The organism is Enterococcus sp. DIV0167, assembly GCF_050541555.1.
Classification (GTDB): domain Bacteria; phylum Bacillota; class Bacilli; order Lactobacillales; family Enterococcaceae; genus Enterococcus; species Enterococcus faecalis.
This window is the reverse complement of record NZ_CP172933.1, coordinates 2,134,221-2,149,250: the sequence shown is the minus strand read 5'-3', so window position 1 is coordinate 2,149,250 and position 15,030 is coordinate 2,134,221. Positions and strand designations below refer to the sequence as shown.

The following is a 15,030-nucleotide window of genomic DNA, read 5'->3' as shown; positions in this document are numbered from 1 at the left end:
ATGAAACCATTATCTTTAACATTGAAAAACTTCGGACCGTATATTAATGAAACCATTGATTTTACGAAGTTTGAAGATTCTTCACTTTTTCTAATTAGTGGAAAAACAGGATCTGGGAAAACAACGATTTTTGATGGAATGAGCTATGCTTTGTTTGGTGAAAGTTCTGGAAAATTACGTTTAGGCAAAGAAATGCGTTCCACATTTGCTGACCCCTCAGAAGCCACTGAAGTTACTTTGCTTTTTAAACATAACGAGTTTCTCTATGAACTGAACCGACTTCCCGAACAAGAACTTTTTAAAAAACGTGGCACAGGAGTCCGTAAACAAAGTGCCAAAATTTCTTTAATTGTCAAAGATGCTCAAGGGAAAGAACTACGAGCCTATTCTAAAAGACGTGAAGTGGACGAACTCATTCAAGAATTATTGCATTTGAATGCCAATCAATTTGCTCAAATTGTATTGTTACCACAAGGAGAGTTTCGGACTTTTTTAATTGCTAAAAGTGATGAAAAAGAAAAGGTTTTGCGTAATTTATTCGGAACAGAATTGTATCAGTTGTTCAGCGAAAATTTAAAAGAACGCTTAAAAATTGCCAATCAAGAGATTCAAGAAACCCAGCAAAAAATTGAACTGAAAACAGAACAGTTGCATTGGTCAGAAGAACCTGAACCGACAATGACACTTTTTGAAAAACTTCAATTATTAGAAAGCCAACAACAAGAGGCTCAGCAACAACTATTAGTTGAAAGAGAACAAATTACAACCTTAAAACAAGCCAAACAAGCAAAAGAGCAAGTTCGTTATGCTATTGAAGAACGGCAAAACTTGCAACAGCAAAAAGAAGAATTACTGGAAAAGAAAGCAAAACAAGCTGAACAGGAAACCGTCATTGAACGGTTAAAGGAACAGATTCAGCAATTAAAATGGAGCCAAAAACAGCAATCTTTAGCTGAAAAAGTCTTTGAAAAACGAAGCGAAAAACAACAAAAAGAGCAAGAAACAAAGTCTAAACAACAAGCTCTTATGGAAACGCAACAAGCATTGACAGATTGGCAAGCAATCATGAGTGAGTTGGAAGAACAACAACCATTGATTGCTGAAAAACAAGAACGTCTTCAAACGATTCAACGTCAATTACCACAATACCAAGAATATGAACAGTTAGCTCAACGAAAAATAGCAGAACAAGCCAATTATCAAGCCATTCAAAAAGAGTATGAATCTTGCCAACAGGAAAAAACAACATTAGCGGATAAAGTGGCGACAGCCAAACAATTTATTGAACAAGAAGGAACACTTGAAAAAGCAAATTTTGAATGTTCTAGTGTAGCAGATCATTGGCAAAATTTTGTAGAACGTTGGCAAAAAAATCAAAAAGCTTGGCAAAAAATTAGTCAAAACCAAGGGGAATTGCACGAGTTGACACAACGGTTTGCTGTTGAACAGCAACAAAAAAGCGCCGAAGAAGCGAAGTTGCAGACAAAGAAAAGTCAATGGGCCTCTTTACAAATCCAACGATTAAGCTTGTTACTTGAAGAGGGGGAACCTTGCCCAGTTTGTGGCTCTTTAGAACATCCAAAACAACAAACTCATCAAGAAGTTTCCTTAGAAGAGATTGATCAAGCGGAACGGGAATTAACGGAAGTTGAAAAAACGGTTCAACGATTTACTGAAACGCTCTCTGCATTAGGGGCGGAAAAGCAACAGAAAGAAAGCCAATTACAAGAACAGGAAGCTGCGTATACTGAGGAACAAGAACAATTAGCAGCGCAGTTTGCTGACTTGCAGTTGCCGTTAACAGGACTAACTTTTTCACAAGTAACACCTGCAGAAATTGCGGAAGTTGAGTCGCAATTAGCTAAAGAAAAACAACAAATAGCACAAAAACTAACGGAAATTTCAGTCGAAAAGGACCGTCTGGCGGAACTAGAAGAACAAGTAGCTGAAAATTCCCAACGCTTTGAAGTGCTCCGACAACAAGTAGAAACAATGCAACAAAGTCTGGAAAGAATCACTATCCAGCAGCAAATGATTGCTAGCCAATTATTGGATGCAACCGTCACATACGAAGAAATGACTAAACGACAAGCTTTGCTTCAAGAAGAACTCTCTGCATTTGAACGTCAAAAAGAAAACGTGACGACACAAGGAGAAACCTTGAAGAAAGAAGAAATGATCCTTGAAAGTACGTTGACGCATTTGGAGAAAGAACAACAAACACTTCAACAAACAGTCGCACAACTTGAGAGTCAGTTAAACGCAGTTTTAACGGAACAAGGAGTGACAGAGGACCAATTGACGGAGTGGTTGAAAGAGGTACCGACACTAGAAAGTCAGCAAGAACAAATTGCTTTATTTGAACAAGAGCAAACCCAACTGACTATCCAACTCGCTGAAATTGAAAAAAAATTATCTAGTGATACGTTCCCAGAATTATCTTTAATCACCACAGAAATTGAACAAATAACACAACAAATTGAAGAACAAGAAAAAAAATACTATCAACTGCATGAAAAAATGCTGAACAACCAACAGTTGGTTCAAGAAATTAATGCGCAAAGAACAACAATTGAAGACAAGTTTGAGGAAGTTGCTGCACTACAACAATTGGCAGATACGGTGAATGGCAATAATCCTAAAAAAATTAGTTTTGAACGGTATATGTTACAAACGTATTTAGAAAGAGTGCTGACAGTCGCTAATCAGCGTTTAGACCGCCTGACCAATAGTCGTTATCAATTTGAATTGAATCACGAAGCAGGTAGTTATCGGAATCAAACGGGGCTAGAAATCAATATTTATGATGACAATTCAGGGACGGTGCGCAGCGCTCACACGTTATCAGGCGGGGAAAGTTTTATAGCAGCGTTAGCTTTGGCACTTTCTTTAGCAGAAGTGATTCAAGAACAAGCAGGCGGAGTCTTAATTGATGCGTTGTTTATTGATGAAGGCTTTGGTTCCTTAGATGAAGAAGCATTGGAAATGGCAATGGAGGCGTTAGAAACGATTGAAAATGAAGGCCGCATGATTGGGATTATTAGTCATATTGGCGAATTAAAAGCACGAATTCCACAACAATTACAAATAAAAAGCAATGGGAATGGTCAAAGTACCGTTCACTATCAGCTAGCTTAGTAGAAGAGGAGGTGAGTCGATGAAATGGAGTATTCCAGAGCGAATCGTTGAACAAGGGCGCGAATATATGCAAGAAGGCCGGGTCTTATCTATCGTTCAAAATCCAGAAAAAAGGATCTGGTTGTCTGAGGTTTTAGGGGAAGAACTTTATCTTGTTGAATTGGATGGTACCGCCAAAGAACAAGATGTTTGTGAATGTCAATATTGGATGGAACATGGCTATTGCAAGCATACAGTGGCAGTTGAACTGGCACTGAAACAACGAGGCGTGTCAAGAATTATTCAAGCGAATCAAACAGTCAGTTTTGAGAAAACAAATCGATCAACAGCTGAAATGTTTACCAAAGGCTTTGCCAAATTAAGCAAAGCTTCTGCCGAAGTTCCCTTGCAGCCTTTACGTTTAGAATTTCATTTAGATGTGATTGAAACGAATAATTACTATCCAGAATTATCAACGATTGGTCTTTCTTTAAAAATTGGTTTGGAAGGGACCAAACCTAAAACATATATTGTGAAAAATATTGGTGATTTTTTACAAGCATATGAAAAAGAAATGACCTTTATGGTGAATAAACAACACCAATTTACTTTGCTACATGATTCTTTTTCAATGGAGATTCAAGAAATTTTAACAGAACTTGCGGCAATTTATCATACCAGCCAATTATTAGGTGCAAACGGTATTCAAGTTAAAGGGAAAATCGACAAACGTTATCTATTATTACCAATTGATCGCAGTCAATCGTTAGTTGAAAAAATGAATCGAACGGGTCAGTTTATATTGACCAATCAAACTCATAAGTATCGCTATCTAACGTTCAAAGAAACCAGTTTGCCACTTACGTTTACAGTGCAAAAAACCGAGGAACAAAGCTTCAAATTAACTATTCAGAATCCTATTACAACGTTTCTAGCCCACTATCACTGGGCGATTGCGGATCAAACGGTTTATTTACTAACAGAAGAGCAGGAAGCCATCTACACCACGTTACTTCAATTAATGAAACGCTTGGAAGAGCCGTCAATTATTTATGAAAAAGAAACAGTTTCTGATTTATTTAGTGAAGTGTTACCATTATTGGAAAAAATTGGTCGAGTGTCTGTTGAAGAATCAGTTGAAGAATTAGTCGTCCATCATCCTTTAAAAGCAGTCTTTATTTTTAAGAAAATTAAAGGTCGGATTAATGCTCGAATTGACTATCACTATGGAGAAGTCATTTTCTCGACAAACCCGAAATATGCTCAATTACCTGAAGTCAATCAAGAAATCGTTCGAGATAAAGCAAAAGAAACAGCAATTAAGCAACAATTTCAACAGTTTGCCTATCAGCAAACAACCACAGGCTTTGAAAAAGTCTTACCTGCTGGAGAGTCCTTGTATTATTTCTTTAAAGCCGAGGTTCCAGCTTTCCGTCAATTAGGAGAAGTTCGGATGGGACGGAAATTACGGGAATTGTATTTAGATGCCCAGCATCATCAACCAACGATTGAAGTTGCGGAAGGGGATTCTTGGTTAGATATTCGGTTTGATGTCACTGGCATTGATGAAACCGAAATCGATGCAGTATTGACTAGTCTGCTACGTAATGATGCTTTTTATACGTTGAAAAGTGGTGAAATTCTTGCTTTTGACTCAGAGGAATTTTTCCATACAAGTGCAATTTTAACGAAGCTGCGAAAAAATATGCATCAAGAAGACAATGTCATTCATGTGCCCAAAAACCAAGGCCTCATGATCGAAAGTTTATTAGAAGACAACGAGCGAGCACATTTTTCAGATTCCTTTAAAAAAATGGTCACGGATTTAACGCATCCAGAAAACTTTGAAGCGCAAGTCCCCAAAACCTTACAAGCAACGTTACGCCATTACCAAGAAACAGGGTATAAATGGCTGAAAATGCTTAGCCATTATCAATTTGGCGGTATTTTAGCTGATGAAATGGGTTTAGGGAAGACACTGCAAACCATTACCTATTTACTTTCGGAAAAAGAAGAAGAGCGCTTGAAAGGGACAGCTTTGATTGTCGCTCCTGCAAGTTTAACCTATAACTGGTTAGCCGAAGTCAAACGTTTTGCGCCAACCTTAAATGTTCAAGTGGTTTCTGGCAATCGCCAAGAACGAGCAGCGCTTTTACAAAATAGCACCGAAGATATTCTGATTACTTCTTATGCAAGTATGCGACAAGATGTTCAGCTTTATCAGGAAATGCGTGTCGGCTATTTGATTCTAGATGAGGCCCAAATGGTTAAAAATAGTGGGACTAAAACGGCGCAAGCCTTAAAAAGTTTAAAAGTACCACAACGTTTTGCATTAAGTGGCACACCAATTGAAAATAATTTAGATGAATTGTGGTCAATTTTCCAAATGATCTTACCGGGATTGTTCCCAGGCAAAAAAGCCTTTCGAGAAATTAAGCCGGAAGAAATTGCCAAAATGATTCAACCATTCATTTTACGACGAGACAAGAAAACGGTGCTTGCAGACTTACCAGAAAAAATTGAAAATAATATGTACAGTGTCTTAACAGAAGAACAAAAAACGGTTTATTTGGCCTATCTAAAACAAATGCAAGCAGATGTTAGTCAAATGGATCAGGCGACCTTCAAGAAAAATCGCATGAGTATTTTAGCAGGCTTGACCCGTTTACGACAAATCTGTTGCGATCCGCGTTTGTTTATTGAGGATTACACGGGAGGTTCTGGCAAAGTGGAACAAGTCAAAGACTTTTTAGTGGCTGCCAAAGAAAACAATCGTCGTGTCCTATTATTTTCTCAGTTCACAAGTATGCTTTCTATCTTAGAAAAAGAATTGAATGAATTAGGTTTAGAGACGTTCTATTTACGAGGAAGTACGAAGCCTCAAGATCGGTTAACGATGGCGAATGCCTTCAATGAAGGAGAAAAAGATGTCTTCTTAATTTCATTGAAAGCAGGGGGAACCGGACTAAATTTAACTGGTGCAGATACAGTTATTTTATACGATTTATGGTGGAATCCCGCAGTCGAAGAACAAGCGGCTGGTCGGGCGCACCGCATGGGACAAAAAAAGGTTGTTGAAGTGTGGCGGATGATTGCAGAAGGAACGGTTGAAGAAAAAATGAATTCCTTACAGCAAGAGAAACGCGAGCTGTTCCAAAAAGTGATTCAAGGAAATGAAGAGCAATTAGCGAAAATGACGGAAGAAGATATTCGCACAATTTTAAGCATTGGAGAATAGCCGTTCAACTTAGTTGCTATCTTATTTAAAGAGAAATGGAGTAATTCGTTTGAAACAAAAAGAATATATGGAATATCGGCCGCTAGGTGAAGAAATTGAACGGATTCGTAAAGGGAAAAATATTCCTCTGCGTGTCTTTGATGAAAATGGTGTTTCTAGTCGAAGTTATCAACGCTTTGTCCAAGGAAATAGTGAATTACGTATTTCGGATTTAGCTATTATTGTCGAAATCTTGTCTATTTCGCCGATGGAAATGACAGAAAAATTAACGCCAATGTCCAAAACAGTTTTAGCTAAGGAGCAGTTTAATCAAGCAATCTTTAGTAAAAATTTTCAAGAAAGTAGTCGAATCGTTGCAGATTATCGAGCGTATTATGATAAATCGTCTTTTGCTTTAGGAAAGCAAGAAGTAATGTATTCGATGTTGGCGTTGGAATATCTTTTTAACCCTCAAACAGTTGTGACAAAAGAAGAGATTATTGCATTAGAAAATCAGATTCTGGAACGATTAATTAATGCCGATGTGTATACTATTTTTAATTTGAAATTTTTAGCATTACAAAAAAATGTTGGCTTGCAGCCGTTTCCAACTTCGTTACTTTTTCGTGTACTACAATCTGTCAATGAGCGGGAAATTATTGATATTCGCTCGCTAGAAATTATCGAGCAAGTAATTATTGATTTTTTATTTGCGGCGATTGTCAGCCAAAATGTTCCCCATATTCTTCATGTATTAAGTATGTTTAAAGAATATGAAGTGGGTGAAAATAACTGGCGAATGATCCTCTGGAAAAAAATAGCAGAAAAAATAGAATTGATTTTAACCAATGAAGAAATATTCGCAGATTGGTCAATCTTTAAAGAACAAATCCTCTTATCTATCACATTGTTTTTACCAAAAGCCAAACAAGAATTTTTTGCTGGGCAATTGGAAAAAATAGAGGATAGTTTAAAAGAAATAAAAGAAAACTAGGCATAATTGAGAATTTGTCATAATACATTCTGGTTGTGTTTAGCGACAAAGAGCGCCAAATAGGGGTAGAAAACCCTATTTGGCGCTCTTTGTCTTGTCTATACAAATTAATTTGGACAGTTTGTCGTAATTGAACCTATTTTCAGTTGATATTCACTATAATTAAGAAAATATCAGGAGGTGAAGTTTATGAAAAAAATGTGCATCTCCGCAGTTAGTGCCTTACTTTTGGCTAATAGTTTATTACTTCCTGTAACAACTTTCGCCGAAACGACCGAAACAATCGCATCCTCCAGTGAAGAAAATGTTTCATCTGTTTCAGAAGAAAAGATTCCAGAAACTTCATCGGCAGAAGAGCAAAATTCAGCAACCAGTAGTTCGGAGATTCCCCAATCAGAAGAGTTAACGACTGTTGAAACAAGTGAAGAGCCGCCAAATGAAGCACTAGCGATAACGGAAGCACAACTGATGATGCCCCAATTATACGCAGGTGCTGTCTTAGATAAAGCGACGCCTATCAGTACACTATTTCCTGATCCAGCCTTTGCGGAAAATATCAGAAAACAGTTAAGCAAATCTCGGACCTCTAATACTGTCACCCAAGCAGAATTGGATAAACTGAATAAAGTTATTTTAGAAAATGTCGTTGTTTCTAATGTGGAAGGAGTTCAATACCTAAGAAACTTAGAAGAATTATCTTTTCAAGATTCACTCAATGTAACAGATTTGAGTCCTTTTGCTAAAGGTGAATTTAAGCTATTACGTTTTTTATATATGAGAAACAATAAAATAGCTGATCTTAGTCCGTTAGGTCAAGCAGGATTAATTAATTTAGAAGGCTTGTATGTTGAGAACAATCAATTAACGACATTAAATGGACTTGAAGGAATGGCTGCTTTAAAAAATTTAAGTATCCAAAATACGACAGATCATCCGTCAAAAATCACGCCGAATAATCGAGTGACTTCCTTCGACCCGCTTCGTTCTCTTCGTAATTTAGAAACCATTTGGGCTGCCAATAATCAGATTGCTACTTTAGATGGGCTTACGGAAGCAAATAACCTACTCCGTCTTTATGTGGAAAATAATCAATTAAAAACAATTGCGCCCTTGGCGAATAAGCCACGTCTAGAAGAGTTGAGTATTATGAATCAAACGATTGCTAGTCTGGAAGCTTTAAGCACTGTTCCTAATCTGCGTGTACTGTATGCAAGAAACAATCAAATTTCTTCCTTGGCACCGTTAGAGAAAACACTCAATCTAACAGTTTTAGATGTGGGAGAAAATCAAATTTCAGATATCAGTCCGTTAAAAGGCTTAACGGCCATTACAGGGCTAGATGTATCTAATCAAATGATTATCTTATCTTCTGTCGATTATATTGCTGGGAAACCACTGCAATTAAAAAATAAGGTGGTATCTCGTGATGGTCAACTATTTCCACCGCTGACGATTAGCCCTTATGGAAGTTACGATGCTACAAAAGGACTGTTTGAATGGGATTTACCCAAAGCTCATGAAGGCGTTTCTTACATCTGGGAATCAACAGATAAAGCATACTTAGGGAACTTTTCTGGAACAGTCGTCCAACCTGTCAAAGAAGTTTTCTTAAGTGAAACGAAACTATCTTGGTCAAAAGAGCGTATAGAAAAGTCGATGGAAAAAACAATCGATATTGATGACTTTCAAAAAACAGCCCTGCCTTTTTATTGGCAAGATGTCGATGCTGGGAATAGATTACAATTTATTGTCAAAAAAGAGGGCCAAGAAATCCAGAAATTAGCAGATGAAACAACCACTAATTCTAAAACATTTAAGGAAAAAGCCTTGTTATTACCAGAACTAACTTATGGAAAACAGCAGTTGGTCGTGGAAGTCTATGATAAAGGCTACAAGATTGATGAATTAGCGCTAACAGTCACTGTGGTTGGCTCTGTCAGGTTCAAAACGGTACCCACAGCGATTTCCTTTGGGAATGAGCTGCAAATCGCTAGTAGCACGACCCAATATCCAATTGTTTCCATGGATCAACCATTAGTGATACGGGATACTCGTCAAACGGGGAATAATTGGTCGCTTGCACTAACCGTTACTTCTGATTTCAAATCTGAATCAGGTGCTACGTTGCCGAATATTTTAAAATTTAGAACCAACCATCGCTTACAGGACATTCCAGAAGGCCAATCGATTCTTGTTCACAACCAAGTCAATGGACATCAAGAAACAAATATTTCTGATCAATGGAAAGAAAATGACCAAGAGTTGTTATTATCTGTTCCTGGAGGGACGGCCAAAGCAGAAGAATACGAAGCAAAACTAACTTGGCACTTGATGGACGTACCTGATGGCAGTGCAAAATAGGGGGTGAGTCTTATCAAAAAAATAGTTAGCGGTGTATTGCTATTAGGATTGATTTCATCAGTTGATGTATTTGCTGAAACAAATGCCTATCCGACAAATGCAGAAGTTTCTTTTTATGGCGAGTATGAGCCACCAGCCAACAAAGAAAAACCAGATGGTAAGATACCACAGCGTTTCCCCAAGCAGTCGGAAGCAATACCAGCAGTGAGTGGAGAATCATTGAAGCATTCAACAAGTAAAACGGTTGATCAAAAAGGCTCAGGCTTCTTACCTCGAACTGGTATTAAACAGCAACAAATGTTTAATTATCTCGGAATAATAGTCATCTTTTTGGCTAGTTTTATTTTAAAAAAAAGAAAGAAGGAACAATAAAATGAAAAAAATTATCTTAGCAACAATCCCAGCTATCACTTTAGGCGTGGCTATTGCACCAGAAGTGAATGCAGAAGAAAAAAACTATGAATCAAATGCCATCGTAGAATTTACGCCGGATACCTCTATCAACAAACCTGTCGATCCAGTGAATCCAGATACCGAAAAACCTGTTGAACCCTTTGACCCAACGACACCAGACACTGGTAATAAGCCAAATGAAGGAACAACTGGTCCACTAAGTATCGATTATGCTTCTAGTTTAGACTTTGGCAAAAATAAAATTTCAAATAAAGATGAAAAATATTATGCAAATCCACAATACTTTTTCTTGGCAGACGGTTCTGGTCCTGATTTGACTAATCCTAAACCAAATTATGTACAAATTTCCGACAAACGCGGAACGAATGCCGGTTGGGCCTTAACAGTTAAACAAGAAACACAATTAACAGCGACAAAAGAAACATTAAATAAAGTTTTAGACGGTTCAGAAATTAAATTAAGTCAAAACAAAGCAGTGTCTAATTCCAAAGCAGTCACACCAACTGCGCATGAAGTAACTTTAGTAGCTGGCGATTCATCAAATGTGATGTCTGCCGCTGAAGGTCAAGGTTCTGGAACTTGGCTTAGTGCGTTCGGTGGGATTGAAAAAGTGGAAGTTGACGGTGAAAGCGTAGATAAAAATACAGCGATCACATTAACTGTACCAGGAGCAACACCAAAAGATGCTGTTCAATACAAAACTGTTTTAACATGGACAATCGCTGATTTACCAAGCGTATAATTATTGAAACTATAACAATAGAAGAGAAGGAGCACTAACATGAAAAAAATGACCATCGCAAGCAGCTTAATTTTAGCAACCATCGCGGTAGGCACACTACCAGTTCAAGCAGAGGAAGTGGCTAATCGCGACACAGATGCTATTGTAAAATTTAAAGCACCAGATGAAAAAGATCCCAACAGCAAAAATCCTGTAGTGGATCCAGAAGACAAAGACGGCAAAGATCCTGTGACACCTATCGACCCAGTAAATCCTGACAAACCAGTTGATGAAGGTTCTACAGGCCCCTTAACCTTGGACTATGCTTCAAGTTTAAACTTTGGTGAAAATATCATCAGCACAAAAGATGAAATCTATTTTGCATCAGCACAAGTTTTAAAAGATAAAAATAATGTTGAAAAAACGGGTCCATTATTTGCTCAAATTACAGATAATCGTGGAACTTTAGAAGGCTGGACTTTATCTGCAAAACAAAATTCTGCATTTACTTCTGCTACAAAAGGTCAGACGCTTGAAGGAACTGAAATTGTCTTTCAAAATGCTTCAGCTGTGACAGCAGGACAAAGCGCTGCACCAACAAGTTTAGCGAGCGTAACTTTTGGTACAGTGGGTGAAAGTCATAACGTGATGGTAGCCGCAACAGATCAAGGCGCTGGGAAATGGTCATACTTATACGGCAATGCTAGTTCAATTGCTGAAGTTGACGGCCGTCAAGTAATGAAAGATGTTCAATTAAAAGTGCCAGGTAAATCAGTTAAATTAAACGATGCCTACAAAACAACAATTACTTGGACATTAGCTAATACGCCAGTATAAAAAGAGCCTTTTTGGAGAAAGGAAGAGGGGAACTCAGCCTTTCTCCTTTACATAGAAATGGAGTGTAGAGCGAAATGAAAAATAGATATTTTATTCTGATGATCCTAAGTTTTTATTTCTTTGCTTTTGGGATTGAAACCTCAGCAGCAGAATTACGATTTAGTGTTGAAACAGAAATTCCAGAAAACCAAATAGATAAAACAAAAACATATTTTGATTTAATGATGAAACCAGACCAAGAACAAATTTTGAAAGTTCGAGCGGCCAATAGTACAGATGAAAATTTAGTGATTGATGTTAGTGTGAAGTCGGCCACAACAAACAGCAACGGAGTGATTGAATATGGTGAGTCGTTGACAGCTTTAGATAAATCTGCACCAGCAGATTTATCAGAAATCATTCAACTGAAAGACGGCGGTGAGAGTGTTGAATTGCCTGCTAAAAGTGAAAAAGTAGTTGAATTGCGAGTGAAGATGCCTAAAGAAGAGTTTTCAGGGCAACTAGCGGGCGGGATCACGTTTAGTGAAAAAGTCGATGAAACGAAAGACAAGCAAAAAGAAAATACAAACGGCTTAGCAATTGAAAATCGCTATGCCTATACAGTAGCTGTTTTACTTCGAGAAAATGAAACAGTTGTACAACCTGAATTGTCTTTAGAGAAAGTTGAACCGACGCAAAGAAATGCGCGTAGTGTTATTTCTGCAACACTGCTAAACCATGAAGCAGCCTATCTTCAATCAATGAAAGTAACGGCAAATGTTAAAAATAAGAAAACAAATAACGTTATTTTAGAGAAAGAACAAGAAGATATGCAAATGGCGCCCAATTCAATTTTTAATTTCCCTATTCCTTATGAAGAAAATGAAATGGAAGCTGGGACGTATGTATTGGCAATGACTGTGGAAGGCTCAGGAAAAAAATGGCAATTTACGAAAGAATTTACGATCTCAAAAGAGGAAGCAAAAACATTTAATGAGAAAGATGTAACCGTCAAAAAAACGGAATCTAAACTTATTTATCTCTTAATCGGTTTATTGATCCTTTTACTGATAATCTGCCTGTTCATCATTTTACGTCTGAAAAAACAAAAAAATAAATAAAAAAAAGCCGTTCTTCAATTTGGAACTGACCTAAGATTGTGAGACAGGAATAAAAAAGCATTTTCCTAGACTGCTGATTTCCGATAGTCTATCGGCGATTGGTAGTCTAGTTTTTGTTGAATTCGACTTTCATTATAATAAGTAATGTATTTTTTTACAATTTCTATTACAATAGATGTAGGTTCACTTGTGAGCCCATCTAAGTAGAACGTTTCAGACTTTAGTGAGGCATGAAACGATTCGATGCAGGCATTATCTGAAGGTGTCCCTTTGCGGGACATACTCATGGTAATGCCTTTTGCTTTTATTTGATTCTGGTAGTCAAAAGAAGTATAAACAGAGCCCTGATCACTATGCAATAGACAATCCGTTGTTTGGGGCAATTGATCAAGTGTATCCAGAACAAAAGCCGTATCTTGCTTATCACCGATGGTATAGGCAATAATTTCACCATTGTATAAATCCATAATTGAAGACAAATACAATTGCTTTTGACCAAAAGGCAGATAAGTAATATCTGTTACCAATTTCTTTAAAGGAGCGTCTGAAGAAAATTGTCTATTTAGCTTGTTCTCGACAACCGTGTAAGGTTGTCCCACTTTACTGCGTTTCTTCATTTTCACGCGACAATTCCAATGATATTTCTGCATAATCTTTTGTACGGTGTTTTTGTTTACTTTGTATTCCTGATTAATCAACGCAGTAATCTTTCGATAGCCATATCGAAACTTATGCTGGAAGCAAAGTCGACGAACGGCTTCTTCAAGAGGTGTTAACTTTCCTAAGTCTTTTCGATGAGTCCAACGATAATAAGTAGCTCGCGAAACGCCGAAAAGTTGACACAATGCAGTAATGGTTATTTTTCCTTTCATTTTTTTAACTAATTCTACAAATATTTCTGGCTCCACGTCCTTTCCAATTCTTTGTACTTTTTTAGCACCTCAATATGCATTTTTAAATAGTTATTTTCATTTCTAAGCTGTTGTTCATTTGATAGAATTTCTGGACCTTTTCCATAAGCATATTGTTTTCCAACGGGTTGAACCAGACGATGATTCTCGCCATTACGGTACCAACGCCACCATGTTTCAATTTGTGTTTTGTTTTTAATGCCTAATTCTGCCATAATCGTTTTTACAGGAATATTCTCTTTTTTCATCTGTATAGCCATTTCTTTGATGTGAATCGGATAAGACACTCGATTTCCCATTGAAAAAGCACCCCCTAGTTAAATTCATTTTAACGTGAATTCAACAAGAGGTGCTTTTTTATTTTGTCTCAGTTTATTGGGTCAGTTCCATTTGAAGAGCGGCTTTTTTTTTAAAGATTAAATAATTTCTCCACAGTCGGACAAAGTTCGGTGAAACAAGTGACTTCTGCAAGGTGTGATGCAGGTTGGCAACTTGGTAGTTCACGAGAGCGGTGGTTAAACCAAAGAGAATGCCAGCCACCATTACGTGCGCCTACAATATCATTGTCATAACTATCACCAACATATAAAGTATGTTCAGGTTCCATACAAAATTGATTACAGGCTAAATCAAAAATTTCCTTTTCAGGTTTTTGGAAACCCGTACTTTGAGAAATAATGATATTTTGGCTTGGAACCCATTTTTCAAGATTCAATTGTTTAACTTTTTTAAATTGATGGTCTGTTGGACCATTTGTAATAATCCCCATCGGAATTTCCTTTTCTTGTAAAGTATCAAGAAGCTTAGTAACTTCTGGATGCATCGTAATATTATCCAATTCTTCTTCATAAACTTGTTGGAAAATTTTTCCTTCTTCTTGTGAAATTCCTGGATAGTTTAGATCCTTTAATGTTTCATTCATCCGGAAAAACCGCATGAAATCTAGGGACCATTCATTGGCTAAAACTTTCGGAAACGTTTCATCGCTGTGGTGTCTAAAACGAAGATACAATTCATGCATATCCTCTGTCGCAACGTTCGGGAAAATTTTAGTCATCGCATTTCGAAAGGGTTGTTGCTGATCGTACAGCGTGTCATCAACATCAAAAACAATGGTTCTCATTTAACAAGTGCACCTCTTAACTTTTTTACAAAACTTTTCATATGTTATATTGTAGCCGATATTTTCACAAATAAATAGAGTATTTTTCACTGTATTTCAAGGTTTTGTACAGAAATCAAAGCCTTGCGGGAAAAGACAATTATAGTTATTTTTACCGAAAAAATGGAAACGATAAATGAAAAAATATTCTGATAATGAAAAGTTTGTGAAAATGATTTTGAGTCAAAGTTACTTA

Annotated in this window: 10 protein-coding genes; 8 read left to right on the top strand and 2 right to left on the bottom strand. The window is 37.1% G+C overall.

Annotated elements, in window-relative coordinates:
* The 8 genes from IGM09_RS10205 to elrE all read left to right on the top strand — a co-directional run bounded on the left by IGM09_RS10205 (nucleotide 1) and on the right by elrE (nucleotide 12,761).
* Entirely contained in the window at nucleotides 1-3,138 is a 3,138-nt protein-coding gene (locus IGM09_RS10205) for an SbcC/MukB-like Walker B domain-containing protein (protein ID WP_033625107.1), read from the top strand.
* Nucleotides 3,139-3,157: 19 nt separating this feature from the next.
* Complete coding sequence (locus IGM09_RS10200) at nucleotides 3,158-6,355, top strand: DEAD/DEAH box helicase (protein WP_002362298.1); 3,198 nt, start codon at nucleotides 3,158-3,160, stop codon at nucleotides 6,353-6,355.
* A gap of 67 nt (nucleotides 6,356-6,422) precedes the next feature.
* On the top strand, nucleotides 6,423-7,328 hold the full coding sequence (gene elrR / locus IGM09_RS10195) for an Rgg family transcriptional regulator ElrR (RefSeq protein ID WP_016627428.1): 906 nt from the start codon (nucleotides 6,423-6,425) through the stop codon (nucleotides 7,326-7,328).
* 189 nt (nucleotides 7,329-7,517) lie between these two features.
* A complete protein-coding gene (elrA, locus tag IGM09_RS10190; RefSeq protein ID WP_033625106.1) occupies nucleotides 7,518-9,689 on the top strand; it encodes an enterococcal leucine-rich protein ElrA in 2,172 nt (723 codons plus the stop codon).
* 3 nt (nucleotides 9,690-9,692) lie between these two features.
* Nucleotides 9,693-10,061, top strand: coding sequence for an LPXTG anchor domain-containing protein ElrB (gene elrB / locus IGM09_RS10185; protein ID WP_033625105.1), 369 nt, complete (start codon nucleotides 9,693-9,695; stop codon nucleotides 10,059-10,061).
* 1 nt (nucleotide 10,062) lies between these two features.
* Nucleotides 10,063-10,845, top strand: coding sequence for a WxL domain-containing protein ElrC (gene elrC, locus IGM09_RS10180; RefSeq protein ID WP_002394120.1), 783 nt, complete (start codon nucleotides 10,063-10,065; stop codon nucleotides 10,843-10,845).
* A gap of 39 nt (nucleotides 10,846-10,884) precedes the next feature.
* Nucleotides 10,885-11,661 carry a WxL domain-containing protein ElrD gene (gene elrD, locus IGM09_RS10175; protein ID WP_002362542.1) on the top strand — a complete coding sequence of 259 codons (777 nt, stop codon included), beginning with the start codon at nucleotides 10,885-10,887 and terminating at the stop codon, nucleotides 11,659-11,661.
* 74 nt (nucleotides 11,662-11,735) lie between these two features.
* Nucleotides 11,736-12,761, top strand: coding sequence for a transmembrane protein ElrE (elrE, locus tag IGM09_RS10170; protein WP_002376547.1), 1,026 nt, complete (start codon nucleotides 11,736-11,738; stop codon nucleotides 12,759-12,761).
* A gap of 65 nt (nucleotides 12,762-12,826) precedes the next feature.
* On the opposite strand, the gene IGM09_RS10165 is transcribed toward elrE, so the two are convergent.
* Together IGM09_RS10165 and IGM09_RS10160 are read right to left on the bottom strand one after the other, a co-directional pair.
* Nucleotides 12,827-13,971, bottom strand: a protein-coding gene (locus IGM09_RS10165) for an IS3 family transposase (protein ID WP_113826046.1) whose coding sequence is annotated in 2 segments (ribosomal slippage) — nucleotides 12,827-13,698 and nucleotides 13,698-13,971 — 1,146 coding nt in all. Because the reading frame shifts where the segments join, the coding sequence is not laid out codon by codon here.
* A gap of 110 nt (nucleotides 13,972-14,081) precedes the next feature.
* Nucleotides 14,082-14,795 (bottom strand): HAD family hydrolase, encoded by a 714-nt coding sequence (locus tag IGM09_RS10160; protein WP_002356474.1) that lies wholly within the window; start codon nucleotides 14,793-14,795, stop codon nucleotides 14,082-14,084.
* Nucleotides 14,796-15,030 lie beyond the last annotated feature (235 nt).